Here is a 24143-nt window from a genome sequence, read left to right on the forward strand (position 1 = left end):
TCTTGCCCAGCGTCTGGGTCCGATGATCAGTCGGAGATTCTGCCTCTTGTGGAATCCAGAATCGAGATATAAGGTCGGCAATCCCTTGCCGACGAAGCCGATGCCGTCCATGCCGGTTTGTTCCTCAGGGAGCGACCAGTGTGCGCTGGACCGCGGGAAGGAAGACGCCGCTCGTCTTGCCGGTCGAGCTGTCGATCAGGGTCATCGAGGCGGCTATCGCCGGGCTTGCCCCGCCTATTTCATTCGCCACATCCGGATTGCCGGTGTAAACCACGATCCGCACCTGGCGCCGGTCCAGCGTCATGCCGGGTCGGAAGTGGAAGTCCTGCTTTTTGCTCTGGCCCGGTTCCAGGAAGCCGGTTCCGTCGGTTTCGAAGAGGCGACGCGGGAGGCCGGTTTCGGGATCTTGTAAAACGGCGACGACATGGTACTGAACCGGCCTGTCCGTGACGTTCACCAGGTTCAAGCGCGCCGACTGCGCTCCGGCGAGCACGTCGACCACGGCGAAATTGATCGCCCATGGCCGGTCTCCCAACTCGGACGGGCTGAAAGCGCAAGCAGTGCCCGAAGCCACGAGGTTGACCGTCAGGGCGGAAGCCATAACGAGAGTCTTGAATGTGAGTTTCATGGATGTCTCCTCCGCAAAAGTTTGTTTAACGCTTGAATGTCCATCCGCCTCTGCATCGGCGGATGGGTGCTTATTACGAAGGAAGAGTGTTTCTGACTGATTTCCGAATCTGTCTTTTTTGTTTCATTTGTAACGAACGGACTGAATTGTAGCCGCCGATAGGCGAGTTACGGCAGGTTCCGCGCCGTTCCGGACAAACGATACGGAGCGGAGCTGACAGCGGCGATGGGTGCGGTTCGGAAGGCCGCATGGGGCAAGGTCGAGCCAGCAACCCGGTTGCGCGACTGCTCGGCGACTTCCGGAGCCCCCTCCGGGTCGGTTTCCGGCAATGGAACAGCGAATTCCTCGCCGCCCCGGCGCGCCGCGACTTGGCCGGGGGCAATCTCCTGCAAGCGGCGGTCGCCCCCGGCGTGGCCGTAGTGATGCTTATAGGCCTTTCGGCGCATCACCGTCCTTCCAGCCTTTTCACCCATATCGAAAAGGGAAGGACGGAGCCGTTCCCTCCCCGTGCCTGAGCCGACGAATAGGCGACGCTGGCGCCGAGAAAGACTCGGGACATCTCGGCAGAGAAGAGGGTCTCCGGCCGCTTGTCGACGTGAGACGAGAATACTTTTGCCCGATGTTTCATGGGTGACTCGAGGTTGCGGTTTGCGGGTGATGGGGAGCTTTCTCCATTGGGCCATGGTTGCGGCGGGTGGCGGGGAGAATGAGGCAATGCTCGCCTTCGGGATCGACGATCCAGGCATAGGGCCGGTCCTCCAGCGGCCGGGCGATGAATTCCGCCAGCGGAAGTCCGCAGAATTTCAACGAGACAAGGCTGGCAGAACATTCGACGGGCAGTTCCACCCGCAGTGGCACGATCTGTGATAATCGGGCCAGTACTTCCCGCACGGGGCGGATGCCGAAGGGCTGGCCCGCGAGTGAGCACGGGCTCGAACCGCCCGCGCCGACCGCTCAGTATTCCGCCAGGGGCGCGCCGCTGCGCACGCAAACGAAGCGGTAGTCGGAATACGGCGAGCCTTTGCTCGTGTTGCCGGTTTCCAGATCGACCCGCCAGACTTGGGCGTACGTCGCGCCGGTGGCATTGAGCACGGAAATCTTGTCCCAGGTGGCGGTCCAGTAGGGCACATAGCCCAGTCCGTTTTGCGGCGCCGAATTCGCGAAGGGATGTCCCTGCGGCAGCTTGGTGTCGCCGTTCGCCGCCGGAACGACGTTGGGATCGATCAGGCTCATCAGTTCGTGCAGATAAGGCAGCCGCCAGCCCTTGCGTCCCCCGACGCTGCTGTTGGCGCAGGAGTCGCGGGCGGAGTTCCATTCGGTCGTGGCGTTCGGCCAGGTCCTGAACCAGACCAGTTGAGTCTCCTTGTCCAGCACCGCCGCATTGCTGAACTCGGACAGCACCACGAAGCGCTGGGATGCGGAGTTGTATTTCTTGCCCCAGTCGCGCAGATCGAGCGCCTGCGCCTGTCCGGAAACGGCCGCGGCTAGTGCGGCGACGATGAAGGTTCTTTTGTTCATGGTTCTGCCTCCCGTGTTGGTTGATAACGTGTATGACTTGCCCCCATGCCGGGGGCTCGGGAAACACTATGAGGCGGGTTTGTTTCTGAAGGATTTCCGGAAGCCGGGAGAATTATTTCAATTGTTTCGGCCGGGAACACCGCCGAGAACCAGCAAATCACGCAAATCGGAGGCTCGCTCAAAACAGAGGGCGGCCGTCGGCCGCCCTCTATGGGGTTGTGAGGGATGGATTACTCGTTCGGTACCGCCGGCAAGCCGTTCGGCATGCCCAGCTCCACGTTGAGATAGTATTCGCCTTCATCCGGGCCGTCCGGATCCCAGAATCCGGTCCGATAGGCCTTGGACGCCGAGAGACGCTTGAACTCCAGGGTTTCCACCTTGGTATTGCCGGATTTCACCTGGACGCCCCAGGGTACCGAGTGGAAGTCCAGTGAACGGCCGAAGTGATTGCCGTTCTGGTAAACCCTGAACCATTCGATTTCGTTCGGGTTCCAGGTATCGGCGTCGCAATCGCAGGACTCCTCGCCCAGTTCCCAGCCGATGTGCGTGCGGAAATACGCCTTGTCGACCAGGCCGGCGGAACCCTGGCCCCAGACCGGGAAATGGTAATGCCAGCCGGAAACATCGGTGTGGCGGTCGATGGTCTTGACGTACCAGCCGACGATGTCGTCCAGGCCGAACCCGCCGACGACTTCATCGCCGCCCGAGGTGGCGCCCCAGTCGCCCTGCTGGGCGATCCCCACCTTGATGAAGCGGTAGGAGCGGACGTCCGGGGTCAGGGCCAGGCGGAGGGTTTCGGTGTTGGCATTGTCCGAGCGTTCGATTCCGAGCTTGATTTCCGCTCCGGTGGGCACGGCCAAGCCGGGATTTGCGCCGCAATCGAACACCGCCTGGAAGGGTTTGGCGCTGCTGCCGGCATTGGTCGGTACATAGTTTCCCCAGTTCTGGTAAACCGCATCGCCCTGCTGCACGCGGATACGGAACGAACTGTTGCCGGATGCCGCCGGCGGCTGAATCCCGCCCTGGAGGATGCGCAAGGCAAAGCAACTGCCCTTGCCGTCCTCGCCGGGCTGATTGTTGAACTCGAACCACTTGACCTTCTGGCCGGGGGTCCCGTTCAGGCTGGTGCCGGGCATGTCGGTCGGTTCGGACCAGGACTTGGACCAGTTCTCGCCATAGCGCGCATGGGATTTGTCCACGTCCAGGAAGCCGCCCGCGCCGATCAGGAGCGCCGTGTCCGGCGTGAGGCCGTCCATCCTGGTGATCATGATTTCGGCCGTGCCGATGGCGCCGTAACTCGCCGGCGTGATCCGCAAATAGGCCGGAACCGGGAACGAGACCTTGACGGACTTTTTCAAATCGCGCTTGCCGAAGCCCAGCCGGTACCGCTTGTTGAAGGTTTCCACCGGCATCGACAGATCGGTGGACAGGAAGGCCGTGACATCCAGCTCATACTTGCTGCCGTCCACATGGGTCAGTTTTTCGGCGGTGATGGCCAGATCGGTGTCCGCCGGCACGCGTATCCATTGCACCGCGCCCGGATTGTCGAAGGTCAGCACTCTGGTGGTGTTGAGATTGGCCGAGTTCCCCGCATCCAGCGCCTTGCGCGGGGCGCAATAGCCGGAGTCGAAGCTGACCGCCATTTCCACCGGGAAGTGGTCCGAAGCATCGGTGGCCGGATTGGGTCCTCCCAAATAGAGGTTGAAATCGCGGCGCGCGCGGGCATGCTGCATGCAGTAGCCGTTCCGGTTCCAGTCGCTTTTCCAGCGGGACAGAATGTAATCCAGCCGCTGGGGATACGGGTCCGCCGCGTCGTGGCTGTTCCAGATGGGGTGCCGGGTGAATCCGCCGTCGTTGTCTGTGGTTTTCATCTGGCCGCGATAGACGTCCTCGAACCCGTCCTGGGCCACGAAGATGTCGGTGATCCAATCCTTGTACTCGTACTGGTTCTGCGACGGGTTGACGCCGATGAACTTCTTGCCGTCGCCCAGAACGTTGAGATCGCCCATCACCATGACGTCCTCGTCCGCGGAAGCCATGGAGTTGATGAAGCTGCGCAGATGCTGCAACTGGGTGGCGCGGACCGCGGAATACTCCTCCGGCGGATTGGCCTCCGGATAATCGGCCTGGGTATGGGTCACGAAAATGTTCAAGGGACGGCCGGTCTTGGTGTTCTCCACTCGAGTCCAGAGAATGCCCTTGACCGCACCCGCGTCCGCTCCCTCCGCTTCCGTGTACCAGGTATAGGCCGCCGCGCAGCCGGGAGCCTGGTTCATATTGGTTTTGTACCAAGGTTTGCTTTTCACCCACGGAAAGGGGCTCGCCGGCCCGCCCGCAAGGAATTGAAAGCTTGCAAGTTTTTCCGCGCCCTCCGAATTCAGGCAGTAATAGTCCACACTGATCCCTTGAGGGTAGGGTTGTCCGGGCAGCGCCATGAAGGCGGGCTCGAGATCATTGCGGGGCGCTGGCGGGAACTGGGTGAACAGGCCCAGGCCGGCGTCGCCGACGGTGGTCATATGGAAGCCGGGCGACCAGACGTAGTAAGGATACTGGGCCGGCGGCGCTCCATGGGGCAGGTACGAATAGGAAATATCGGTGTTGCCGATATCCGAGACCCCGGTATCGATGCCGGTCATGAGGTAAATGAACTCGTCGTACTGGCCTTTCTGGTCCGGCGATCCGGAAAACAGCTCGTTGATCGATACGATGTCGTATTTCTGCTTGTTCAGGCGCCCGACGATGTGGGGTACCCGGTGATCGTTGTCCAGACCTGCCGCGTCGGGATGGACGATGTCGGGATACATCCAGACGTTCCAGTGCAAGGCCCGGATCACTTCGGGATGGTCCGCGACCGCCGGTAGTTTGATGGCCGGCGGTTGGTCCACCGGGCTCGGCTTATTGGGACTGTCGGCAAGCACAGCTTGCCCCGAGCAGAGCACTGCGGCGACCAGCGCCCGCCAGATAGCTCGCAAGGGCGATTTGATTGGTTTCATGGTTGGTTCTCCTCTTCGATTGTCGAATTCCCCGGCGAAGGCGCCGAGGTCGGGAACCAGTTTCAATGAGCCGTGTATCTCGAATATTTCCGGCGGAGCGGAGATTTGTTTCAATTGTTTCGCCCGTCAGGGTAACCGCCGAAGCCCCGGCGAATTGGAAATCGGCGATTTCCCACAGGCTCAGTCAACGTACTCAAGGACGCCCGTCGCGAGACTAAAGCGTTTCCATTCGCACGCAAGGATTGATTGCAAACGGCCTCAGTATAGGTACGGGCTAAGTACATTCCGCAAATATTTGCGGAATCTCGACTGATTGGCTTGATTGGCGGGGTTGTCCTGCAGGTTGCCTATGCCGCAAGACTTCCCTGAACGTACTTAGAACGTTTTTTACCGCGGTTTTGCGGTGAGAATCGGGAAATTCGTAGGTCGGCAATCCTTTGCCGACAATGCCCCCGCCGACCGCGCGTGTCGGCAAAGGATTGCCGACCTACTTCTGCGCCAAACCGGAAAGTGCTCTAAAACCCGCTCCCGCATTCCGCGAATCAATCCGAGAATCGCCCTGGACTCCACGGCTCTGCTCGCGCTTCTATGCTCAAAGACGCCGCCACGGATTGATTCCGTCCGAACGGCATCGGCGCAGATAAAGGGCGATGTAGAGGAGATCGAAAACGATGAAGGCGATATAGACGTAGGCCAGGAAGAGAGAGTCGGGCGTCAGTACGTACTGGGCCGGAATCAGCGCGATGCTGCCGATCATTCGCGACAACGCGATATAGACCGACTGCCCTTTGACGCTTTGCCTGCGCACCAGCAGGTACGGAAAAGAAACCGAGATCAGCAGCTGATCCCCCCATCCGGTGTAATTGCCGTGCCAATCCTGAAATTCGAAAGTGATGGCCAGGATGCCCGCGAATGCGGTGACCAGCGCCAGACCGAACGCCGGCAGGAACCACCGTTGCGGCAACGCGGACGGAAACTCCTTTCGGCCGAATCGCAAGTACTGGTAAGCAATCACCAGATCGATTAGAAACCAGATGCCGTTGGCGTAGTTCAGCGGCGGATCATCGGGCAGAAGAAAGGCGAAGATGAATTCGTAGGAGAGATTGGTGCAAAGCGGCAGCAACGGCATGCCGTAGGCGCGGTCCTTGAACGCGCGGCGGATGATGAGCAGATAAGCGACGCCCCACAAACCCAGACAGGCGATCGAGGAAACGTTGTAGACGAGCTGTTCCGTCGGACTCATGATTTTCCTCCTTTAAGCCAAGCCGAGGAACGCCGTCATCCAGGACCCGAGCAAGGCGCAGGGCAGCCATAGCGCGAATTCGGCATCGATGGCGGCATCGCCGGGGAGACCGCCCCTCGCCATCACCCTCGCACCGTGGCGAAGAATGGCCGATACGTATCCGTGCACCAGCGCCAACCCGGTCGTCCACACCGGAATCCAACCGGCGGCCACGAAAGCGATCAGCCAAGCGAGAGCCGCGGCATTCACGATGTGGAGCAGCCGCAAGGTATTCGGAATGCCGAGCATCAGCGGCAGCGTGACCACGCCATCGAAGCGGTCGCGCTCCAGATCCTTGAAATCGCAATAGACGGTATTCAACAAGAACGACAAAAACGTGTAACCGAAAAAGAACGGGACCAGGGACGGCTGATTTCCGCCGACGAAACGGTCCGCGTAGACCATTAGCAAGCCCCAGAAAAAGGCCGTGTAAAACGCCTTGAACCCCGGAATGTCCTTGAGCCGCCGATAGCGGAAGAGTCCGCGGGTGAGACTGCCGAACCATGGCGTTCCGTAAAGAATCACCGCGATAGGGAACGAGACGAGCAACAGCATCGCAGCCGGACTGCTCGCTATTCCGGTAATCGTCACGGCCGCCGCGAGCGCGGCGGCACCGAGCACTGAAAAGAATCGTTTCCAACGCCCCAAGGCCAGACTGCGTTTCGAAGCTTGTTCATCATCGAAACGGTCGACATCCGCCAGATGGTCGATCAGATAGCTGGCGTAGACCAGCAGAAATACGGCTGCGGCCAACGCAGTCGAAATCCGCCCGGTCCCGGCCAGCGCAACCACCGAAACCGCGCTGGCGGCACCGGCGGGCAATACCAGTCCCAAACGCGCCATGCATTCGACTCCGTAAGACATGAGCCGGCTCAGGCGGGCCATGTTTGAACGCAGCCAATATTCCCCGGACACCCGGCCGGGTACCGAAAATACGCTGCTGAGATCGAAAATCGGGACGAACTTGTTCATGGAATTCCTCCTCGGTTTGAGCCGGCGTTTCGGCACGGCCCGGTTGATGGTCAGTTCGTCGCGGGCTGATCGGTGGCTCTCGCGTCCCGCAACGCGACGCTATTTCAGGGGAGGAACGTTTCTGAAGGATTTCCCGAAATGGGAGATTTGTTTCGTTCGTAACTCGATCGTTTCGGACTTATTTCGGGCGGAGGGCGCTGGGCGCAAACCCTTGCGCCCGACAACGACAGCCGCCCGAAGAGATCGATCTCCCTTCTTGGCGGCTCGGGATAAGAAATCTAGACCGGTAGTTCGATGAGCTCGAAGGTATTGTTGTCCGGATCCCGGCAAAACAGCGCCGGGCGGCCGGATTTACTCACGCTATAGCTCACCCCTGCTTGTTCGAGGTCGCGTTTGATCGCCGCCAGGTCCGCGACGTTCAAAGCCACGTGGCGGTCGAGTCCGCCGTGTTCCGGACGCTCTGCCGCTGCATCGGGATTCGGTACCTGAAGCAAATGGATCTGCTGCGCGCCGATCTCGTACCAAACCCCGTCGAAGGGCATACGCGGACGCTTGTCGCTGGGCGTCAATCCGAGAACGCCCTCGTAGAACCGCCGCGAGGCATCCAAATCGCTGACAATCAATGAGGCGTGATTAAAACCGATGACTTTCATAGGCCCTCTAAACTAAGTTCGCGAATTCTCAAGACGGGGTATTTTGTCGCCGACATCCCGGCCGCACAATCCGTTACCGCAATGATCGGTGCTATCGTCATTTCGGGATATAATCGACGACTTTGATCAACCATCCGAAACCGTTGTGGCCAGTCAAACCATAGCTAAACGCGACGTTTCCACTTTTCAGGGACTGATTCTGGCGCTGCAGGAGTACTGGGCGGCACAGGGCTGCGTCATCATGCAGCCTCTGGACATGGAGGTAGGGGCAGGCACTTTCCACCCCGCGACATTCCTTCGGGCCATAGGCCCGGAGCCCTGGAACACCGCCTACGTGCAACCCTCCCGCCGGCCCACCGACGGCCGCTACGGCGAGAACCCCAACCGGCTCCAGCATTATTACCAGTTTCAGGTCATTCTCAAACCGAATCCGCCCGATATCCAGGAGCTGTATCTGGGGTCCCTCCGCTTTCTCGGCTTCGACCTGCTCGAACACGACGTTCGCTTCGTCGAGGACAATTGGGAATCGCCGACCCTGGGCGCCTGGGGCCTGGGTTGGGAGGTCTGGCTGAACGGCATGGAGGTCACGCAGTTCACGTATTTCCAGCAAGTGGGGGGGCTGGACTGCCGCCCGGTCAGCGGCGAAATCACCTACGGATTGGAACGCATCGCCATGTACCTGCAAGGGGTCGAAAGCGTGTTCGATCTGGTCTGGACCCGCGGACCCAACGGACCCGTGACCTACGGCGACGTTTATCACCAAAACGAGGTGGAAATGTCGTCTTTCAATTTCGAGCACGCCGATACCGAATTTCTGTTCGGCTGCTTCGATACTTACGAGCGCGAATGTCAAAAACTGATCGCGCAGGATTTACCCCTACCCGCCTACGAAATGGTGTTGAAAGCTTCGCACTCCTTCAACCTTCTGGACGCGCGCCGGGCCATATCCGTCACCGAACGCCAGCGCTACATCCTCCGTGTCCGTGACTTGGCCAAATCCGTCGCGGAAGCCTATTACCAGCGCCGTGAAAAACTCGGTTTTCCGCTGCTGAATTCGAGGAGTGCCGACGATGAGTGAAGCGCGCGATCTGCTGTTCGAACTGGGCACCGAGGAATTGCCGCCCAAGTCCCTGCTCGCGCTAAGCCGGGCGCTGAAAGACAACGTCGAGAGCGGTCTCGCCAAAACCGCGCTGAGCTTCGATGAAGTCGTGCCTTATGCCGCGCCGCGGCGGCTGGCCGTGTGGGTGAAAGGCTTGGCGACCGCCCAGCCCGATCAGACGGTCGAGAGGCGTGGTCCCGCGCTCAATGCCGCCTATCAGCCCGACGGCTCGCCCTCCAAGGCTCTGGAAGGCTTCATGAAAAGCTGCGGCGCCACGCTCGAACAGCTCACGACCATCGAAACCGACAAGGGCGCTTGGGTCGGCTTTCGCCAGGAAGTCAAGGGCGCGCGGACCGAGGATTTAATCCCTGATATTCTGCGCCAGTCGCTGGCCGCCCTGCCGATCGCGAAACGCATGCGCTGGGGGGCCGGAACCGCCGAATTCGTGCGCCCGGTACACTGGATCGTGCTGCTGTTCGGCAGCGAAGTGATCGACGCCGAAATCCTGAGCGTACCCGCGGGCCGTGTGACTTACGGCCACCGCTTCCACCATCCGGACGGCCTGGTTCTGAACGAGCCCGGCGAATACGCCGAAAAGCTGCTCGAACAAGGTTTCGTCATCGCCGACTTCGAGACCCGCAAGACCAGGATCCGCGAGTCGGCCGAAGCCACCGCGGTCACGGTCAACGGTTGCGCGCATATCGAGGCTGATCTGCTGGACGAAGTCGCATCCCTGGTCGAATGGCCGGTACCGATTCTGGGCGGGTTCGATGCCCGCTACCTCTCCCTTCCGCCGGAAGTGCTGATCACCACCATGCAGGCGAATCAGAAGTATTTTCCGGTGAAGGATAAAGAAGGCGGTCTGCTGCCCTACTTCATCACCTTCAGCAATCTGGACAGCCACTCCCCGGACACCGTACGCGCCGGAAACGAAAGGGTCGTGCGCCCTCGCCTGTCCGACGCCGAATTCTTCTGGAACCAGGATCGCAAGCAAACCCTCGAAAGCCGGGTGCCCGATCTGGCGCAGATCACCTTCCAAAAAACCCTGGGGTCGCTGCTCGACAAGACCGAGCGGGTCAAGAGCGTGGCCGTGATCATCGCCGAGCGTCTCAACACGGAAAGCGCCTGGGTCGAACGCGCGGCTCTTCTTGCCAAAGCCGATCTGCTGAGTCTGATGGTCGGCGAGTTTCCCGAGCTGCAGGGCACCATGGGCCGCTACTACGCCCTGGCGGAGGGAGAGCCGGAGGAAATCGCCGCCGCCATCGAGGAACAATATCTGCCGAAGGTGTCGGGCGGTCCCGTGCCGCGAACGGGCACCGGCCTGATGCTGGCTCTGGCCGAAAAGATCGACACCTTGACCGGCATCTTCAGCGCCGGCCTGATACCGACCGGCGACAAAGACCCCTACGCTTTGCGCCGCGCCGCCTTGGGCACCATCCGCATCCTGCTCGAAGCCGAGCTGGATCTGGATCTTCCTGAGCTCCTGGATTCAGCCCTGGCGCAATTTACTCACCCGTTCGACGCCGAAACGGTACATGCGAACGTTTACGACTTCATCCTCGAAAGACTCCGCGGATACTGCCTGGAGCGCGGCGTCCGCCACGACGAGTTCGAGGCCGTTCTGGCGGTCAAGCCCGGCCGCTTGCCCGATTTCGACCGACGTCTGAAAGCGGTGCGCGAATTCCGCCGCCTGGCCGAGGCCGAGAGCCTTTCCGCGGCCAACAAGCGGATACGCAATATCCTGCGCAAGGCGGAAGAGGAAGTCGTCGCCAATGTGGATGACCACGTGTTGACGGAAACGGAAGAGAAACATCTGTTGGAGGCCGCGCGGCAAGCCAAGGAAGACATTCTTCCGCTGCTGCACGAAAGGGACTATACGGCGGCCTTGTGCCGTCTGGCGCAGCTCCGGGAAACGGTGGACGCCTTCTTCGACAGCGTCATGGTGATGACCGACGATGCCGAACTTCGCCGCAACCGGCTGGGCCTCTTGGCGATCGTCGAAGGACTGTTCCTCAACATCGCCGACATCTCGAAGCTTCAGGGATAAGCGGTCCCGCGGCATGTCGAAATTCGTCATTCTGGACCGCGACGGCGTCGTCAACGAGGACTCCTACGCCTACATCAAGTCGCCCGACGAATGGGTGCCCATTCCCGGCAGCCTCGAAGCGATCTCGCTTCTGACCAGCGGCGGCTTTCGCGTCGTCATACTGACGAATCAATCCGGCATCGCGCGCGGATTGTTCGATCTGGCTACGCTGGAAGGTATCCATCAAAAGATGCGCGATGCGGTCGAGTCTGCCGGAGGACAGATCGAGGAGATTTTCTTCTGCCCGCACGGCCCGGAAGACGGCTGCGGCTGCCGGAAGCCCGAGCCGGGCTTGTTCCGCGCCTTTGCCGAAAAGTATCAGGTTGATCTGAAGTCCGTACCCGCGGTGGGCGATTCCTTCCGGGACGTTCAGGCCGCACAGGCGGCCGGGGCGCAACCGATCCTGGTTGAAACGGGCAAAGGCATGCGGACTTTGGCCCGCCATCCGGATCTCGACCTTCCTATTTTTCCAAATCTCTATGCAGCGGCCCAATATATCCTTTTTAACGCTGATTAGCGTTTGTTTGCGTTCGACTCTCTATTTCATCGGCCAGGTCTTGTCTACCCTCCTGCTGGGGCCGGTGCTGCTGACGGCCTATCCGCTCCGGTTCGAAACCCGCTATGCCATCGCCGGCCTATGGGTACGGTTCAACTTATGGATGTTGGAAACCGTTTGCGGCTTGAAGTATGAGGTGCGCGGGCTCGAGAACATCCCGGAGCGAAGCGGCATCATACTCTGCAAACATCAATCCGCCTGGGAAACTCTGGCTTTGCAAGCCATATTCCCGCCCCTGGTGTTCATTCTGAAGCGCGAATTGCTGCGCATCCCGGTATGGGGTTGGGCCATGGCTACCTTGGAACCGATCGCCATCAACCGGCAGGCGAAATCCGCCGCCATGAAGCAGATCCTGAGGGACGGCGAAAAACGACTGAAAGAAGGGCGCTGGGTCGTTATTTTCCCCGAAGGGACCCGGGTCGCGCCGGGACAGAAAGGACGCTACGGGACTAGCGGCGGAATACTCGCTCATCGCGTCGGCTGTCCGGTAGTCCCCGTCGCCCACAATGCCGGCGAATACTGGACACGGCGGGCTTTTCTCAAATTTCCCGGTGTTATCCAGGTGCGCATCGGACCGCCGATCGATGCGACCACGCTGAGCTCCAGCGAAATCAACCACCAAGCGGAACATTGGATCGAAAGCCGAATGGCCGAAATCAGCGGCTTCGGCCCGTACGCGGGGACCTTTCCACCGAGCGGCGCGCCGACGGTATCGCAGTAGTCCCGTTTCGGCTTCCGGGCTGAATTGATAGGTCGGCAATCCCTTGCCGACGAACCCGTTGGCCCACCTGCACCGTCGGGAAGGGCGGCTTCGGCGCTCCCGAAGACGCCGTTTGCGATTGGGAAGGATTCCCGACCTACTCGCCTGAATCCGTAGGTCGGCAATCCCTTGCCGACGAATGCGGTCTGTCCGGTCTCTCCGATGGCAAACGGTCGCATTAGAGCTCTGTCGGCAAGGGATTGCCGACCTACAACTGGGCTTGGACAAAGGGAAGGCAGCCGTTCCGGGCTATCGAGTGCTAGGAAGCGCGTGCTCTGTAGCGCTGCAAACAAGCCTCGGCTTCATCCAGGTCGTTATGACAGCGGTGCACCCAGTCTTCGCCCCAATAGAAGTTGCAGCTCGTTTCGGCACGCAATAGCCGCCAGAAGGCTTCGTTCAGTTCAGCCTGCTCCTCTTCTGTCAAATCCTTGGCTACAGCGGCATTTCGGGCTTGGTGTACCGCCATGCTTACGGCCTGCAATCGCGCCAGAGAATCTTTTTGCGTTTGCGAACCGGTCCATTGCAGAAAATCCCGTCCGTGATGCCAACCGGTATTCCAGGCTCCGGTTCTTACCGTAACTTCACCGTACGCGCCGAACCGGTCCAAATAATCCTTGATAAAAGCCGGTTGAATTAAACTTTTCTTGCGGGCTTCATCCAACAATTCCCGGTAAAACGCACCCCAAAAATTCACCTCGTTGGTCGTGTTCCGGAACCAACCCCCGTTCTCGCCGTCCGTGCAGGTCGTGACCAGCGGTTCGAAATCGCAGCATTGCGTTCGCTGAGCCAGTTCTTTCGCGAACCAAACGTAGTCCATGCCCGATTCCTGAGCGTCCGAAAGCTCCCGGTCGCGTACGATGACGATGATTTCCGACCCGTTATGGCGAGCAATATGGGGCCGATACCGGAGTTCGTGCCATTGCATAGGCGTCACCGGCTCCACGTGCTCGCTGTCGACGATTACATAGCGATAGCCAAATTTCTTGAGCAGCGGAATCAGCTCCATGGAAAATCCCATCTCGGGAGGCCAAAACCCTTGGAACGAATTCCGCCAAAACAGATGGCCGGCAATGGCCTGCCAGCGTGCCAGATGTTCGTCGCGATCCGCCTCGGGGATGAGCGGCAACACCGGGTGGTAATAGCCCGTACCGAGGATGTCGATGATCCGCTCGTTCTGGAGGTGCCAAATCAGCGACCCGCAATCGACGATGCCGTAAACGCGACTCTGGAACTCCGGATTCGACAAGGTTTCGAGGAGCGTCCCGGAAAGCGACAGATGGACCCGCGCGATGTCGTCGTAATCCCATAGGAATCTCGGAATCCGATCGTAGGCATAAAGAATTTCCCGAGCCTCCCAGGGCTGCTCGGAAAGGAGATGGCCCAGATTGCCGGGCGGCTGATGCAGGTTCAATACCAGGGCGTGATGAATGGCAGACATAATCCCTCGATGTGTTCAACTCGATCACGAACTCGCGAGGCTTATTATGCCTTCTGGCGAGTCCGTTTGGGACACGCGGGCGTGGGCGAGTTTCGCTTCAGAATGGCGGGCGAGTGGGATTAAAGCGCTGCGTTCAAGGATCGGCCGATCTTTCCACTCCATCGACGAACAGCTTCTTGACGGAGCCGTTGGCGATGTATTTCACGACCGAATTCTTCCCTACGGTGCCGTAGGACACGCCGTTCCACGTCAGTCTGCCGTCCTTGACCTCCACGCGATCGCCGTTAATCGAGATGATCCCCTGTTGACCGCTAATCACGGCCTGCGCGTGGGAGCCTCCGAGCGAAACGGAGGAGACCGAACTGGACACGGTTGAACTTGAAACGTTGGCCGCGTAAGCCGCGGTGCCCTGTCCCGTCGAACACATAAGTAGGAGCGATGAAGCGAATGTCAAGAACTGTTCCTTGTTCATAATTCCTCCCGATCAAATAAAAGGTTCCTCATATCCTAACGCCGTCGCTCACGAGGCGCCAATGCGCACATGGTTACTTCGATGCCTTGTGTAAGCGCATCAAATTTTCTTATAATGGGCAGCTCTCATCGCCGGTGTAGCTCAGTCGGTAGAGCAGCACATTCGTAATGTGCGGGTCGTAGGTTCAAATCCTATCACCGGCTCCAACGCCTTTTAGGCGCTGGCGCTCTGTTTTCACTTCCTTCGGTTCATCATCGTCCCCCGGGACTCCATCCCCGGGTAACATGCCGGAGAAGGGCGCCATGGCCATCTGTATCACCATCACCAGCACCAAGGGCGGCGTCGACAAGACCACGCTGACCGCCAATCTCGGCGCCTATCTCGCCGATCTCGGCCAGACCGCCCTCCTCGTCGACGCCGATCCCCAACCCACCCTCTCCAGCTTTTTTCCGCTCCGACACCGCGCCTCGGGCGGTCTCACCCGGCTGATGGTCGAGGCGGCCACCGCGGACGTGATCAGCCAGACCACCCTCGAGCGGCTCGATCTCGTCTATTCCGACGATCCGGACGGCAAGCTCCGCGACGCCGTCGACGGGCGGGTGCGTCTCAAGCACCTCCTCGGCCGTCCCCCCTTTGCCCAGTACGATATCATCCTGATCGATACCCAAGGCGCGGTCGGTCCTCTCCAGGACGCCGCGGTCGCCGCCGCCGATATCCTCCTCTCCCCTATTCCGCCGGAAATCCTCTCGGCCCGCGAGTTCGTCCGCGGCACCGTCACCATGCTGGAACGGCTACGGCCCATGGCGTTCCTCGGCGCTCCCATCGGTCCCTTGCGCGGCATCCTCTACCGCCTGGACCGCTCGCGCGATGCCCGGCGGATTGCCGAGGAACTCCGGCGTGAAGCCTATCTGCCGAGCAAGGGAGCCATCACCATCCTCGAGACCGCCATTCCCGCCTCGGTCGTCTATCGCGAGGCCGCCACCTATCGCACCCCGGTGCACCGGTTCGACCGTCGTCGCGGGGCCACGCCCTCGGCCCTGGACACCCTCGAGGCCCTGGTCGCGGAGCTGTTTCCGCATCTGAAGACGTCGCCGACCTCATCGGGGGAGTAGACCGTATGGCCAAGCGCACACCCGATGTCCGCGCCTTGTTGCAGGAGGGGTCCTTCGGTCCCCATCGCGACGGGCACCTGCCGCCGGCCGACCCGGTCGCGCCCACGCCGATGATCCTGCCGGTCGCGGCCATCCGGCCTTACGACCGCAATCCGCGCCGTCGGCCGAATCCCAAGTACGAGGACATCTATCACTCGATCAAGGCCAAACCCGGTCTCGCCGACGATCCGCTGACCGTCACCCGGCGGCCCGGCGATGAGCACCTCATCGTCAAGGCCGGCGGCAATACCCGCCTCGACATCCACCGGACCCTGTGGCAGGACACGGGCGATCCCGTCTATCGGGACGTGTTTTGCCTGTTCGTGCCCTGGGAGTCCGAATCCGAGGTGCTTAGGGCGCACATCGTCGAGAACGAGGCCCGTGGTGAACTGAGCTTCATCGACCTCGCCCACGCCGTGATGGACCTGAAGCGCCAGATCGAGACCGAGACCGGCGAAACGCTCAACCGCAGCCAGTTCCAGCGGCGCCTGGGCAGCCTCGGCTACGTGATCTCCCGGCGCCAGCTCATCCGCTACGAGTTCGCCGCCGAAGTCTTGGAGCCCCTGATCCCGAAGGCGTTCGCGGCGGGACTGGGCGGCTGGCGCGTCGACCTGATCCGCGACCTTCACCGCGCCTATCGGCGCTACCACGAACAGCTAGCCGGGGCGCCGCCGTTCGAGGCCCTCTTCGCCGAGGCGCTCGCCCAACACGACGGCGAACTCCTCGACCTGGAGGACGTGCGCGCGGATCTCGACGCCCGCTTCAGCCGCTACGGTGGCTTGCCCGCCAACCGGGTCCACCTGGCGGTCGAGGCGCTCCTCTACGACGGCCGCCATCAAGCGGATACGGATCCGACTCCGGATCCACCGCCCTCGCCCACCGTGCCGCACGGATCGACCGATGGGGACGGGGTTTTAGAACGGGAGGAAGCTGGCCTCGCTTCGGCCGACCTCGAACCGAGCCTACCCTACCAGCCAACGACCCCGGCAGAAAAACACGAAGCGCCGTCGCCCGGTTCACCCAGGAACGATACGCCCGTGAGATCCGGACAGGATCTCGCCATCCGGCTCGCCACCGCCCGTGCCCGGTGCCGCGAGGAAGCCCGGCGTTTCGCTGCCGCGCTCGGGCTCGAGGTGCTGATCGTCGACAACGACGAGGGTTTCGGCTTCTGTATCGACCTCCCGGCCGGCCCCTTACCCGCCGATCCCTGCCTCCGTGCCGCCTGGTGGTGTTTGTTGGGCCTGTCCGAAATCACCGTGTCACCGTACCGGCTTCATCTCGCGCCGCCCGGCCTGGCGCTCCAGCCGGTCCTGCTCGAGGACCGCGCGGCCGAGCTCCACGCCCTGGCCGGCGCACCGCCCGCCGTGCCGGAGCTGGCGTTCCGCTTCCTGTCCTCGGAGCGGTTGCCGGAGGCGGCCTATGGCGCCCTGATCGACCTCGTCGGGTGTTGCCGGCGTATGCGTCGGCACTTCTCGGAGACCGAGCTCTGGCATGCGCCGACCGTCGATCAAAACCAACCGCTTTAGAGGACTTAGGACTTGATGACTCAAAGGGGGATACCCATGACTCCGCACGACGTTCAGAGGGATTTTGCGCTCCAGGTGCTGTTACAGGCGATTCGCCTGACCCACAGCGGCAGGCGCAGGGCGGCGATCGAGCTGGGCTTTCGCCCGGATCAGCTCGACCAGCTCGTCCGGCTGCCGGTGGAAAGCCTCGTGGAGCTCGCTGCCTGCGCGAAAACGAAACTCATTGCCCTCTCGGTGGACGCGGAGGCGCTCAATGCGGCGTTTACGGTGCTCGATCGGCGCCAGAAGGAGAATGACTTGAAGGACCAGCTGATCCTCGCCGGCGCGTCCTACACCGTGATGCACGAGCTGTTCGCCTTCGATACGGTGGACTATGCCGAGGCGCGAAAGCGACTCGCTCTGTCCGAACACGCCGGCGGCCGACCGCCACGGCCCGAGCCCGCCTGCCAGGGCCGGATTTGGGCGTTGTGGCAGCGTGAAACTGGGTCCGTGCCGGAGCGGCTGCTGGCGATCCATCGCGCCACCGGCGTCGAGATCCGGGCGATCTGGCGGCTTATCGTGGCGTGGGATGCCGGCGAGCCGCCGCCCGACGTCGATCCGGCCGATGCCGTGACCTGAGCGGGGTCGCCCATGGATGTGCTGACGCTGCTGGACCGACCCATCGCGTTCCACCGCTGCTTCGTCGACCTCACCGGGTCGATCACCGCGGCCCTGTTTCTGTCCCAGGCCGTCTATTGGCAACGCCGGGTGCCGGAGGACCGAGCGGGCTGGTGGTTCAAGAGCCAAACGGAGTGGACGGAAGAGATTGGGCTCAGCCGACGTGAGCAAGAGACCGCACGGCTTCGTCTCAAGCAGATCGGGGTCCTTCAGGAGGAACGCCGGGGCGTGCCGGCGAAGCTTTGGTATCGCATCGACGAGGACACGCTGAGTGTGCTATTGCGTGACCTTGCGTCAAGGATCGGTAAGAGAACCGAAGACGGTCCGGATGAGCCTGATCACGGGTCCGGAGCAACCAATCCGCTCAGTTTGGCGGAAAACGCCAATCAAGATCGTACCAACCCGCCAAACGGCCGGGCCGCCCCGGAAAACCCCAGATTGGCGGAAACCGCCCATCAAGATCGCACGATGCTGCCAGCCCAGGTTGATCCCATCCAGATTGGCGCAATACGCCCATCTGGATTGGCGGAAGTCGCCCATTCAGATCGGCCGGTTCCGCCAATCTCTAAAAGGAAACAGAGATTACTTACAGAGACTACAACACAACCACCACCCCAAACCCCTCCTCCTTTAGCTGCTAGCGGATCGGGTCGTGGTGGTGTCGAAACCGTTGCCGAAATCTCATTGGGATCGGGCACTGAGGCCATCGAGCCGCGCCCCCCGCCCCGGAACAACCTGGTGTACCCGAACGGCTTTTCCGGCCCGGAACGAGAGGCCGCCGCTCGGCTGCTCGAAGAATGTCCCGCGGATGCCCGCCAGGCGGTACTGGACGTACTCGCAGCAACCCTGCAGGCCGGCGAGATCCGGAAATCGACGCTCTCGGTCCTGCGGGGCCTGGTGCGCCGCGCCCGCGACGGCTCGTTCGACCCCGGTCCCGGGCTGCATCTCGCCGCGGAACGGGAGCGCCAGGTGCGCGTCCTGGCCGCCATCGCGGAGAGCCGTCGGCAGAGCTTGGCCAGCGCCCCGTGGCCCTTCGCAGCCCCGGAGCGGGCGCCGCCGTGGGACCACATCGAGGCGCTCAAGCGCGCGCTGCATGGCCGTGCACGCCCGGGGGCGCCAGCCGTTCACGACGATCCCGGCGGCCTGGCATGAACCCGAGGTTGACGGTCACCGATGTGAGCGTCGAACCGATCGCGAACGGGCGCGGCGTGCGCGCCCGCCGAACTGAAACCGACTCGTATGACTGACCCGAAAGGAGCGGCTATGACCACCCCAACCACCCCTGACCGACCGATCGCCCGCCAGGAATCGCCAAGCCCCGCGCCCCTACGGAGCGACGCCGTACTCTGCGTCCAGACCCGCCAGGCGCAGAAACTGGTGACCGGCCGATCCGGCACCGCCGACGGCGGCACGACGGCGATCGTCGGCCTTCTGGCGTTCGGCAACCGGATGCGGATGCTTTGGCTCGCCGCCGAGCAGGACGACCCCTACGCCGACGTTACCCTGCTTCGAATCGAGGACGAGCTTCAGACCGCCAGGGCGTTCATTCAGGAGAAAGCCAAGGAGCTTCGTCGCATCCTGTCGGGCATGGACGGCGTCCGCGTCGACCTCGCCTATTCCCTGCAACCCATCGAAGTGCCCTTGCGCTTCTCGAATCCCTACGGCTACATGGGGGCGTATCTCATTGCGGATTACGATGAGCTTGCTCGCACCGTCCTGACCGCCCGCCACGTCGGTCTCATCGATCGGGACAAGGCGCAGGAAATGCTCAACGGCGCCGGCCGGGCCATCCGTCGGACTTTTCAGCTCGTCACCGCCTGGCGCTATACCGGCGTGACCCGTGACGATCTTCGCCAGATGACTCAGGCGGCAGCCCGTGCCCGGGCACTCATGGGTGAACTGCCCCAGGACGTCGTCGAGGGCGAAAGGCGAGCACGGCATGCCCCGGCTATCCGACCGAGGTCTCAGTCGACGTCCGTTCCGACGCCGTCCGAGCCCGAGGCGCCGCCGTCTCCGGAGCGGCGGGTCAAGCCAAAGATCACCCAGAAAGCCCAGGCAAACGACATCGGCGAACCCGACGGACCGCCTCGTGGCGGTGTGCAGGCTGCACAGGGGGAACTCGGATAAACGTCTTAACCGTACCGTGATATGGCGCGGAATTCCCCCTAAAGGTAACCCTTAAGAGTTATTACCTTTTACGGGTAGGGGGCGATCGCACGAGCAGGCACACGGCATGCCTCGCTCAAGCACTTCTTTTATGCAACGGGCTGGAAGAAATTCGAGCCGCTGTGGGATTACATCATCAGGGCAAAGAAGCTTGGACTCATGCTGCCGTTGCTCGAAGGGGTGCTATCCCCTGTCACGCTGGTGTCCGACAACGCCGAGTCCGAGACGGCTGCCCCATGAAAAGGCTGACCGATATCGTTCTCTCGCTGGTCGCACTGGTGATTTTTACACCGCTCATGCTGTGGATCACGATGAGCATCCTGCTGGAAGACGGCGGGCCAGTTATCTTCGCTCAGGAGCGGGTCGGACGGGGCAAGTTGCCTTTTCGTATTTATAAGTTCCGGAGCATGCGCGATGGGCGCGTGCTGCGGATCGGGAAATGGCTGCGAGCCACGGGATTGGATGAGTTACCGCAGTTCATCAACGTTGTGCTTGGTCAGATGAGTATTGTCGGTCCCAGACCGCTGACAAGGCAGGATATCGACAGGCTCGGCTGGGTCACCGAGGCCCATGAGATCCGATGGCATCTGCGCCCCGGAATCACGGGGACGGCACAGGTGTTCGGTCGCGGCAAGGGGAGGCGCGTCAGCGCCTTCCTCGACCGACGCTATGCGCACAGCCACTCGCTATGCGGCGATCTTGTGCTCATACTGCTGTCGTTCGCAATGAACCTGTTTGGAAAGAATCGCGTTCAAGCCTGGTTGGGACGTCGTTGATCGTTCATGAACGGGTTCTGTATGAGCCGACACGCGTTCTCGAACTGCCCGCCCCTGGTGCGCGACCGCCCAGGATCGGCCGCCGACCATTGGCGCAGGCATGTTTGCGATCGGCAGTGACTCGGCGGTCGGGTTCAATCCTGTCCGGGCCGCGATCCAATCTCGATTCGATACGTGGAATCGGACGACTTCGGCGCGCCGCAAAACGCCTTCAATATCTGCACTTTCTGGATGATCAGCGCTTTGGCGGCCATCGGCCGAAAAGACGACGCGCGCGATGTTCGAGGAGATGCTCGACTGCCGCAACCACCTGGGACTCTTGCCCGAAGACACCGACCCGCAAACCGGCGAAATGTGGGGCAATTTCCCGCAAACCTATTCGATGGTCGGGATCATTCATTCGGCCATGGTCCTATCCAAGCCATGGGAAGAGGCGTTCTAGCACAAGGAACAGCAAAGGGTACTATGGAGGGCGCGGCGGAAACGGCATCGGACCGGCCGATGCGAGTAGCCGGATTGTCCAAGTTTCGTTTATATTCCGCCTAGAACACCAGTTGGAACGATCCGGAGAGGATGTCGTCCGGAGTTAATGGAACTGCGCTATTGGCGGAATGCCGAATCCGCTGATTGTCAGAATATCTTATGAATTCGAGCGGAGAGCAGGGATGATCGAAAGGAAAAAGGCCGTCGAATGGTTTCGCCGAATGGTCGAGACCGTGCATCAAGGGCTTTTGGTTCAGCACGCTGGCGGCTCCCTCCCCTACCCCTATCGGCAAATTTTCGGCGCCAAAGACTATCCACGGAATATAACCAATACCCGCAAGACGTCGGAAACGTCGCCGCATGCGGCGGTTAAGCATGCCTTCGACGATTGTTTGCTCGTCGGCATCTACATCGTTCAGGATGGAGAAGTCGTCTATGCGAACGAAAAGTTGGCCAAAATCCTCGGCTATCCGAAAGATCAACTGATCGGTATGTCACCCGGGAAACTTTTTCAGTTAGATCATCGGCGTTCGCAGAAAGCGGCCGCCATACCACCGGTGCATGAGGCGAGAGGCATCAGGAAAAATGGCAAGGTGATCTGGATCAGACGGAGCGAGATCTTGATCGCACATCGCGGATCTCCCGCCATCCTGGGGAACGTCATCGACCTTACCCCGAAAAAACGGCTGAAAGACGTCGTTTGGCAGTCGAAACATGAGCTTAGACTCTTGTCCGCAAAGCTTCTCGGCGCTCAGGAGCAAGAGCGCAAGCGGATCGCCTCGGAGCTTCACGACACCGTGGGACAGTACCTCAGCGCCATCAAGTTCAGTTTGGACAACGTCAACGCGCTGCTCGAAGACAATCAGATCGCATCCGGCCAGAGGTCCCTGCGAGCCGTTATCCCTGTCATCCAGGAGGCCATTTCCGAGGTGAGGCGCATCTCGATGGACTTGAGGCCGGCGATTCTGGACGATCTGGGGCTTCTTGCGACCTTGAGCTGGCACTGCCGCACTTTTCAGGACATCTATGCCTGCATCACGGTCGAAAAACAAATAGAACTGCAGGAAAGCGATGTGCCCGGCGGATTAAAAACCGCGATCTATCGGATCATTCAGGAAGCACTGAACAACGTTGCGAAACACGCCAAAGCCGATCGGATCGTCCTTCGCCTGAGAAAAATCGACACCGCAGTCGAGTTGATCGTCACCGACAACGGCTGGGGATTCGACGTCAGCGAGACCGTGGAACGAGAATTACGGCAACGCGGCCTGGGCCTCGCTAGCATGCGCCAACGGTGCGAGGGTTCCGGGGGGGCCTTCTACATCGATTCCGCGCCCGGCATCGGCACGATCGTTCGCGCGGTCTGGGCCGAGTAGAAGACTCGTGACCGCCGCATGGCGGCGCAGATTGGAAAGCCGCCCCGCGCAACCCGCGTGTCGTTGTCTATCGCAGAACCAGCCCTTTCTCTATCGCATAGGCGGTCAGCGCCGCAGCACTGTGGAGATCCAGCTTCTTCATCAAGTTCGCGCGGTGGGTTTCCACGGTTTTCACGCTGAGATGCAGATATTGCGCGATTTCTTTGTTCTTGTGGCCTTCACCGATCAATTTCAGGAGCTCTCGCTCCCGATGGGTCAGGCTGCCCCAGGTTGACCGAGGTTCTTCCGTACTTTTGATTTGCAGATAGGCTTTTATGATTTTTCCGGAAATACTCGGACTTAAATAAATTTTCCCCATTAACACGCTGCGAATCGCGATACGTAATTCCGCATGGGTGGCATCCTTCAAAACATAGCCGTCTGCCCCGGATCTCAGGGCTGCGAGGATGTATTCTTCGACGTCGTGCACAGTGAGTACCAGGATTTTCAGCTGCTGCGATACACGTTTCTTGATTTCCAGGATCGCTTCCAAGCCGCCCAGCCTGGGCATGGAAAGATCGAGCAAGATTAGATCCGCTATGCCGTCGCGGCAGCGGCGAATGAGTTCCAGGCCATCATGGACCTCGCAGACGACTTCGAACTCAGGATCTTGCGACAACAGTACCCGTAAACCTTCCCGCAAAATCGTGTGGTCCTCGGCGATACAGATTCGTTTTTTTTCTTCCATGGCGCGATGCTACTTTGTTTTTGCTGATCTTCTACGGCTGGGCGCGCGAACCAAATAAGCAAAAATCCTTAGTGCCTGAAACAATACGAGCGTGTACGGTCAAATAACCGGGTAAGCGGCGTGTTCGATGATTCGGCCGGATGCCTCTTCGTCACGCACGGGAATGAATGCTTTCCGCTTTTATCAAGGAACCCAGCGACCGTGCGCAAAATATTGATTGTCGATGACAACGCCTCTTTTCGGCGCTCTCTTAAAGCCTTCTTGTGCGACCAGTTCGCGCACTTCGCTATCGCGGAAGCCGAAAATGGCGCATCGGCGATGAGAACGATCGATCTCGCGCGGCCCGATCTTATTTTCATGGATATCAAGCTGCCCGGCGAAAACGGTCTCGTACTGACCCGCAAGATAAAGACAATTTATTCTCCCGCCATCGTCATTCTGACCAGCTACGACGCGGTCGAGTATCGTGAAGCCGCCTCGGCGTGCGGCGCGGATTATTTCCTGGCCAAGGATGCGGCAAGCGCCGCGGAGGTTTCAAGGCTGGTCGAGTCTTATCTTCCGGGCTCGAGTTCTTCGCCGCCGATCTAGTCCCTGACTCGTAGCTGCCCCGAGTCCGGTCAAACAAAGAACGATTTGCGACTCGCCCCATCGAACGATTCAGCGTTGCGAACCGGTACGACCGGCCGCTGACTTCCGGATCACGAGAGTCTCGGGTTCCTAGCCCTCGCAGTCGCCTGTCATTCGGCTCTTGGCGCGTCTCCCGCACCGGCCTCTACCCTATCTGCTCATTCAGACTACAGTATCGACGAGCTACCGAATACAGT

The 24143-nt window shown here is 60.7% G+C and carries 25 protein-coding genes and 1 tRNA gene; 14 read left to right on the forward strand and 12 right to left on the reverse strand.

Annotated features, from left to right (window positions below; translation table 11 throughout):
* Nucleotides 1-124: 124 nt before the first annotated feature.
* From JOD69_RS19780 to JOD69_RS19810, 9 genes are all read right to left on the reverse strand, one after another.
* Nucleotides 125-628, reverse strand: a complete 504-nt coding sequence (locus tag JOD69_RS19780; RefSeq protein ID WP_086132737.1) for a hypothetical protein — start codon at nucleotides 626-628, stop codon at nucleotides 125-127.
* Between the two features lie 167 nt (nucleotides 629-795).
* Nucleotides 796-1074, reverse strand: coding sequence for a diguanylate cyclase (locus JOD69_RS24840; RefSeq protein WP_240506734.1), 279 nt, complete (start codon nucleotides 1072-1074; stop codon nucleotides 796-798).
* The gene (locus tag JOD69_RS24845; protein WP_245245695.1) at nucleotides 1074-1256 is read right to left on the reverse strand and encodes a hypothetical protein; all 183 of its coding nucleotides are present in this window, start codon (nucleotides 1254-1256) and stop codon (nucleotides 1074-1076) included. The genes JOD69_RS24840 and JOD69_RS24845 overlap by 1 nt, the downstream gene beginning before the upstream one ends.
* On the reverse strand, nucleotides 1253-1519 hold the full coding sequence (locus JOD69_RS24850; RefSeq protein WP_240506733.1) for a hypothetical protein: 267 nt from the start codon (nucleotides 1517-1519) through the stop codon (nucleotides 1253-1255). The genes JOD69_RS24845 and JOD69_RS24850 overlap by 4 nt, the downstream gene beginning before the upstream one ends.
* 63 nt (nucleotides 1520-1582) lie before the next feature.
* On the reverse strand, nucleotides 1583-2146 hold the full coding sequence (locus JOD69_RS19790; RefSeq protein ID WP_210024166.1) for a DUF1566 domain-containing protein: 564 nt from the start codon (nucleotides 2144-2146) through the stop codon (nucleotides 1583-1585).
* Nucleotides 2147-2376: 230 nt separating this feature from the next.
* Nucleotides 2377-5139 carry an endonuclease/exonuclease/phosphatase family protein gene (locus JOD69_RS19795; protein WP_210024167.1) on the reverse strand — a complete coding sequence of 921 codons (2763 nt, stop codon included), beginning with the start codon at nucleotides 5137-5139 and terminating at the stop codon, nucleotides 2377-2379.
* A 592-nt stretch (nucleotides 5140-5731) separates the two neighbouring features.
* The gene (locus JOD69_RS19800) at nucleotides 5732-6382 is read right to left on the reverse strand and encodes a hypothetical protein (RefSeq protein ID WP_077732726.1); all 651 of its coding nucleotides are present in this window, start codon (nucleotides 6380-6382) and stop codon (nucleotides 5732-5734) included.
* Nucleotides 6383-6394: 12 nt separating this feature from the next.
* On the reverse strand, nucleotides 6395-7393 hold the full coding sequence (locus JOD69_RS19805) for a UbiA family prenyltransferase (RefSeq protein ID WP_086132733.1): 999 nt from the start codon (nucleotides 7391-7393) through the stop codon (nucleotides 6395-6397).
* 278 nt (nucleotides 7394-7671) lie between these two features.
* Nucleotides 7672-8046, reverse strand: coding sequence for a VOC family protein (locus JOD69_RS19810; RefSeq protein ID WP_077732723.1), 375 nt, complete (start codon nucleotides 8044-8046; stop codon nucleotides 7672-7674).
* A 145-nt stretch (nucleotides 8047-8191) separates the two neighbouring features.
* On the opposite strand from JOD69_RS19810, the gene glyQ reads away from it, so the two are divergent.
* From glyQ to JOD69_RS19830, 4 genes are read left to right on the forward strand one after another with little or no spacing between them, the layout of a single operon-like run.
* Nucleotides 8192-9124 (forward strand): glycine--tRNA ligase subunit alpha, encoded by a 933-nt coding sequence (gene glyQ, locus JOD69_RS19815; protein WP_240506732.1) that lies wholly within the window; start codon nucleotides 8192-8194, stop codon nucleotides 9122-9124.
* Complete coding sequence (gene glyS, locus JOD69_RS19820) at nucleotides 9117-11192, forward strand: glycine--tRNA ligase subunit beta (protein WP_086132732.1); 2076 nt, start codon at nucleotides 9117-9119, stop codon at nucleotides 11190-11192. Before glyQ ends, glyS begins: the two co-directional genes overlap by 8 nt.
* Before the next feature lie 13 nt (nucleotides 11193-11205).
* Nucleotides 11206-11748 carry a D-glycero-beta-D-manno-heptose 1,7-bisphosphate 7-phosphatase gene (gmhB, locus tag JOD69_RS19825; protein ID WP_077732721.1) on the forward strand — a complete coding sequence of 181 codons (543 nt, stop codon included), beginning with the start codon at nucleotides 11206-11208 and terminating at the stop codon, nucleotides 11746-11748.
* A gap of 7 nt (nucleotides 11749-11755) precedes the next feature.
* Nucleotides 11756-12508 (forward strand): lysophospholipid acyltransferase family protein, encoded by a 753-nt coding sequence (locus JOD69_RS19830; protein ID WP_240506731.1) that lies wholly within the window; start codon nucleotides 11756-11758, stop codon nucleotides 12506-12508.
* 298 nt (nucleotides 12509-12806) lie between these two features.
* Here JOD69_RS19830 and JOD69_RS19835 read toward each other — a convergent pair whose 3' ends face one another.
* Nucleotides 12807-13985, reverse strand: a complete 1179-nt coding sequence (locus tag JOD69_RS19835) for a glycoside hydrolase family 57 (protein ID WP_077732719.1) — start codon at nucleotides 13983-13985, stop codon at nucleotides 12807-12809.
* Nucleotides 13986-14118: 133 nt separating this feature from the next.
* Nucleotides 14119-14304 (reverse strand): hypothetical protein, encoded by a 186-nt coding sequence (locus tag JOD69_RS19840; RefSeq protein WP_139840956.1) that lies wholly within the window; start codon nucleotides 14302-14304, stop codon nucleotides 14119-14121.
* Between the two features lie 283 nt (nucleotides 14305-14587).
* Here JOD69_RS19840 and JOD69_RS19845 point away from each other — a divergent pair.
* From JOD69_RS19845 to JOD69_RS19885, 9 genes are all read left to right on the forward strand, one after another.
* Nucleotides 14588-14663 (forward strand) — tRNA-Thr (locus JOD69_RS19845).
* Between the two features lie 96 nt (nucleotides 14664-14759).
* The gene (locus JOD69_RS19850; RefSeq protein ID WP_086132909.1) at nucleotides 14760-15569 is read left to right on the forward strand and encodes a ParA family protein; all 810 of its coding nucleotides are present in this window, start codon (nucleotides 14760-14762) and stop codon (nucleotides 15567-15569) included.
* Between the two features lie 5 nt (nucleotides 15570-15574).
* Nucleotides 15575-17134: a ParB family protein gene (locus JOD69_RS19855; RefSeq protein WP_086132908.1), complete on the forward strand. Its 1560-nt coding sequence runs from the start codon at nucleotides 15575-15577 to the stop codon at nucleotides 17132-17134.
* Nucleotides 17135-17149: 15 nt separating this feature from the next.
* Complete coding sequence (locus JOD69_RS19860; protein WP_086132907.1) at nucleotides 17150-17752, forward strand: STY4526/YPO1902 family pathogenicity island replication protein; 603 nt, start codon at nucleotides 17150-17152, stop codon at nucleotides 17750-17752.
* 12 nt (nucleotides 17753-17764) lie between these two features.
* Entirely contained in the window at nucleotides 17765-18943 is a 1179-nt protein-coding gene (locus JOD69_RS19865; protein ID WP_086132906.1) for a hypothetical protein, read from the forward strand.
* A gap of 111 nt (nucleotides 18944-19054) precedes the next feature.
* Nucleotides 19055-19918, forward strand: coding sequence for a PFL_4669 family integrating conjugative element protein (locus tag JOD69_RS19870; protein WP_168183694.1), 864 nt, complete (start codon nucleotides 19055-19057; stop codon nucleotides 19916-19918).
* A gap of 275 nt (nucleotides 19919-20193) precedes the next feature.
* The gene (locus tag JOD69_RS19875) at nucleotides 20194-20733 is read left to right on the forward strand and encodes a sugar transferase (protein ID WP_086132904.1); all 540 of its coding nucleotides are present in this window, start codon (nucleotides 20194-20196) and stop codon (nucleotides 20731-20733) included.
* Between the two features lie 277 nt (nucleotides 20734-21010).
* Nucleotides 21011-21175 carry a hypothetical protein gene (locus JOD69_RS19880; protein WP_205780943.1) on the forward strand — a complete coding sequence of 55 codons (165 nt, stop codon included), beginning with the start codon at nucleotides 21011-21013 and terminating at the stop codon, nucleotides 21173-21175.
* Nucleotides 21176-21398: 223 nt separating this feature from the next.
* Nucleotides 21399-22592: a PAS domain-containing sensor histidine kinase gene (locus JOD69_RS19885; protein WP_168183693.1), complete on the forward strand. Its 1194-nt coding sequence runs from the start codon at nucleotides 21399-21401 to the stop codon at nucleotides 22590-22592.
* Between the two features lie 67 nt (nucleotides 22593-22659).
* On the opposite strand, the gene JOD69_RS19890 is transcribed toward JOD69_RS19885, so the two are convergent.
* Nucleotides 22660-23319, reverse strand: coding sequence for a response regulator transcription factor (locus JOD69_RS19890; protein ID WP_086132902.1), 660 nt, complete (start codon nucleotides 23317-23319; stop codon nucleotides 22660-22662).
* Between the two features lie 201 nt (nucleotides 23320-23520).
* Here JOD69_RS19890 and JOD69_RS19895 point away from each other — a divergent pair, with 201 nt between their 5' ends.
* Nucleotides 23521-23907 (forward strand): response regulator, encoded by a 387-nt coding sequence (locus JOD69_RS19895; RefSeq protein ID WP_168183692.1) that lies wholly within the window; start codon nucleotides 23521-23523, stop codon nucleotides 23905-23907.
* Nucleotides 23908-24143 lie beyond the last annotated feature (236 nt).

It is taken from the genome of Methylocaldum sp. RMAD-M, from assembly GCF_017832375.1.
Lineage (GTDB): Bacteria > Pseudomonadota > Gammaproteobacteria > Methylococcales > Methylococcaceae > Methylocaldum.

Bases quoted from the DNA above. Each gene is read 5' to 3' on its own strand.
- JOD69_RS19780 (WP_086132737.1), bottom strand. From the start codon at position 628: ATGAAACTCACATTCAAGACTCTCGTTATGGCTTCCGCCCTGACGGTC.
- JOD69_RS24840 (WP_240506734.1), bottom strand. From the start codon at position 1,074: ATGCGCCGAAAGGCCTATAAGCATCACTACGGCCACGCCGGGGGCGAC.
- JOD69_RS24845 (WP_245245695.1), bottom strand. From the start codon at position 1,256: ATGAAACATCGGGCAAAAGTATTCTCGTCTCACGTCGACAAGCGGCCG.
- JOD69_RS19790 (WP_210024166.1), bottom strand. From the start codon at position 2,146: ATGAACAAAAGAACCTTCATCGTCGCCGCACTAGCCGCGGCCGTTTCC.
- JOD69_RS19795 (WP_210024167.1), bottom strand. From the start codon at position 5,139: ATGAAACCAATCAAATCGCCCTTGCGAGCTATCTGGCGGGCGCTGGTC.
- JOD69_RS19800 (WP_077732726.1), bottom strand. From the start codon at position 6,382: ATGAGTCCGACGGAACAGCTCGTCTACAACGTTTCCTCGATCGCCTGT.
- JOD69_RS19805 (WP_086132733.1), bottom strand. From the start codon at position 7,393: ATGAACAAGTTCGTCCCGATTTTCGATCTCAGCAGCGTATTTTCGGTA.
- JOD69_RS19810 (WP_077732723.1), bottom strand. From the start codon at position 8,046: ATGAAAGTCATCGGTTTTAATCACGCCTCATTGATTGTCAGCGATTTG.
- glyS (WP_086132732.1), top strand. From the start codon at position 9,117: ATGAGTGAAGCGCGCGATCTGCTGTTCGAACTGGGCACCGAGGAATTG.
- gmhB (WP_077732721.1), top strand. From the start codon at position 11,206: ATGTCGAAATTCGTCATTCTGGACCGCGACGGCGTCGTCAACGAGGAC.
- JOD69_RS19835 (WP_077732719.1), bottom strand. From the start codon at position 13,985: ATGTCTGCCATTCATCACGCCCTGGTATTGAACCTGCATCAGCCGCCC.
- JOD69_RS19850 (WP_086132909.1), top strand. From the start codon at position 14,760: ATGGCCATCTGTATCACCATCACCAGCACCAAGGGCGGCGTCGACAAG.
- JOD69_RS19855 (WP_086132908.1), top strand. From the start codon at position 15,575: ATGGCCAAGCGCACACCCGATGTCCGCGCCTTGTTGCAGGAGGGGTCC.
- JOD69_RS19860 (WP_086132907.1), top strand. From the start codon at position 17,150: ATGACTCAAAGGGGGATACCCATGACTCCGCACGACGTTCAGAGGGAT.
- JOD69_RS19865 (WP_086132906.1), top strand. From the start codon at position 17,765: ATGGATGTGCTGACGCTGCTGGACCGACCCATCGCGTTCCACCGCTGC.
- JOD69_RS19870 (WP_168183694.1), top strand. From the start codon at position 19,055: ATGACCACCCCAACCACCCCTGACCGACCGATCGCCCGCCAGGAATCG.
- JOD69_RS19875 (WP_086132904.1), top strand. From the start codon at position 20,194: ATGAAAAGGCTGACCGATATCGTTCTCTCGCTGGTCGCACTGGTGATT.
- JOD69_RS19880 (WP_205780943.1), top strand. From the start codon at position 21,011: ATGTTCGAGGAGATGCTCGACTGCCGCAACCACCTGGGACTCTTGCCC.
- JOD69_RS19885 (WP_168183693.1), top strand. From the start codon at position 21,399: ATGATCGAAAGGAAAAAGGCCGTCGAATGGTTTCGCCGAATGGTCGAG.
- JOD69_RS19890 (WP_086132902.1), bottom strand. From the start codon at position 23,319: ATGGAAGAAAAAAAACGAATCTGTATCGCCGAGGACCACACGATTTTG.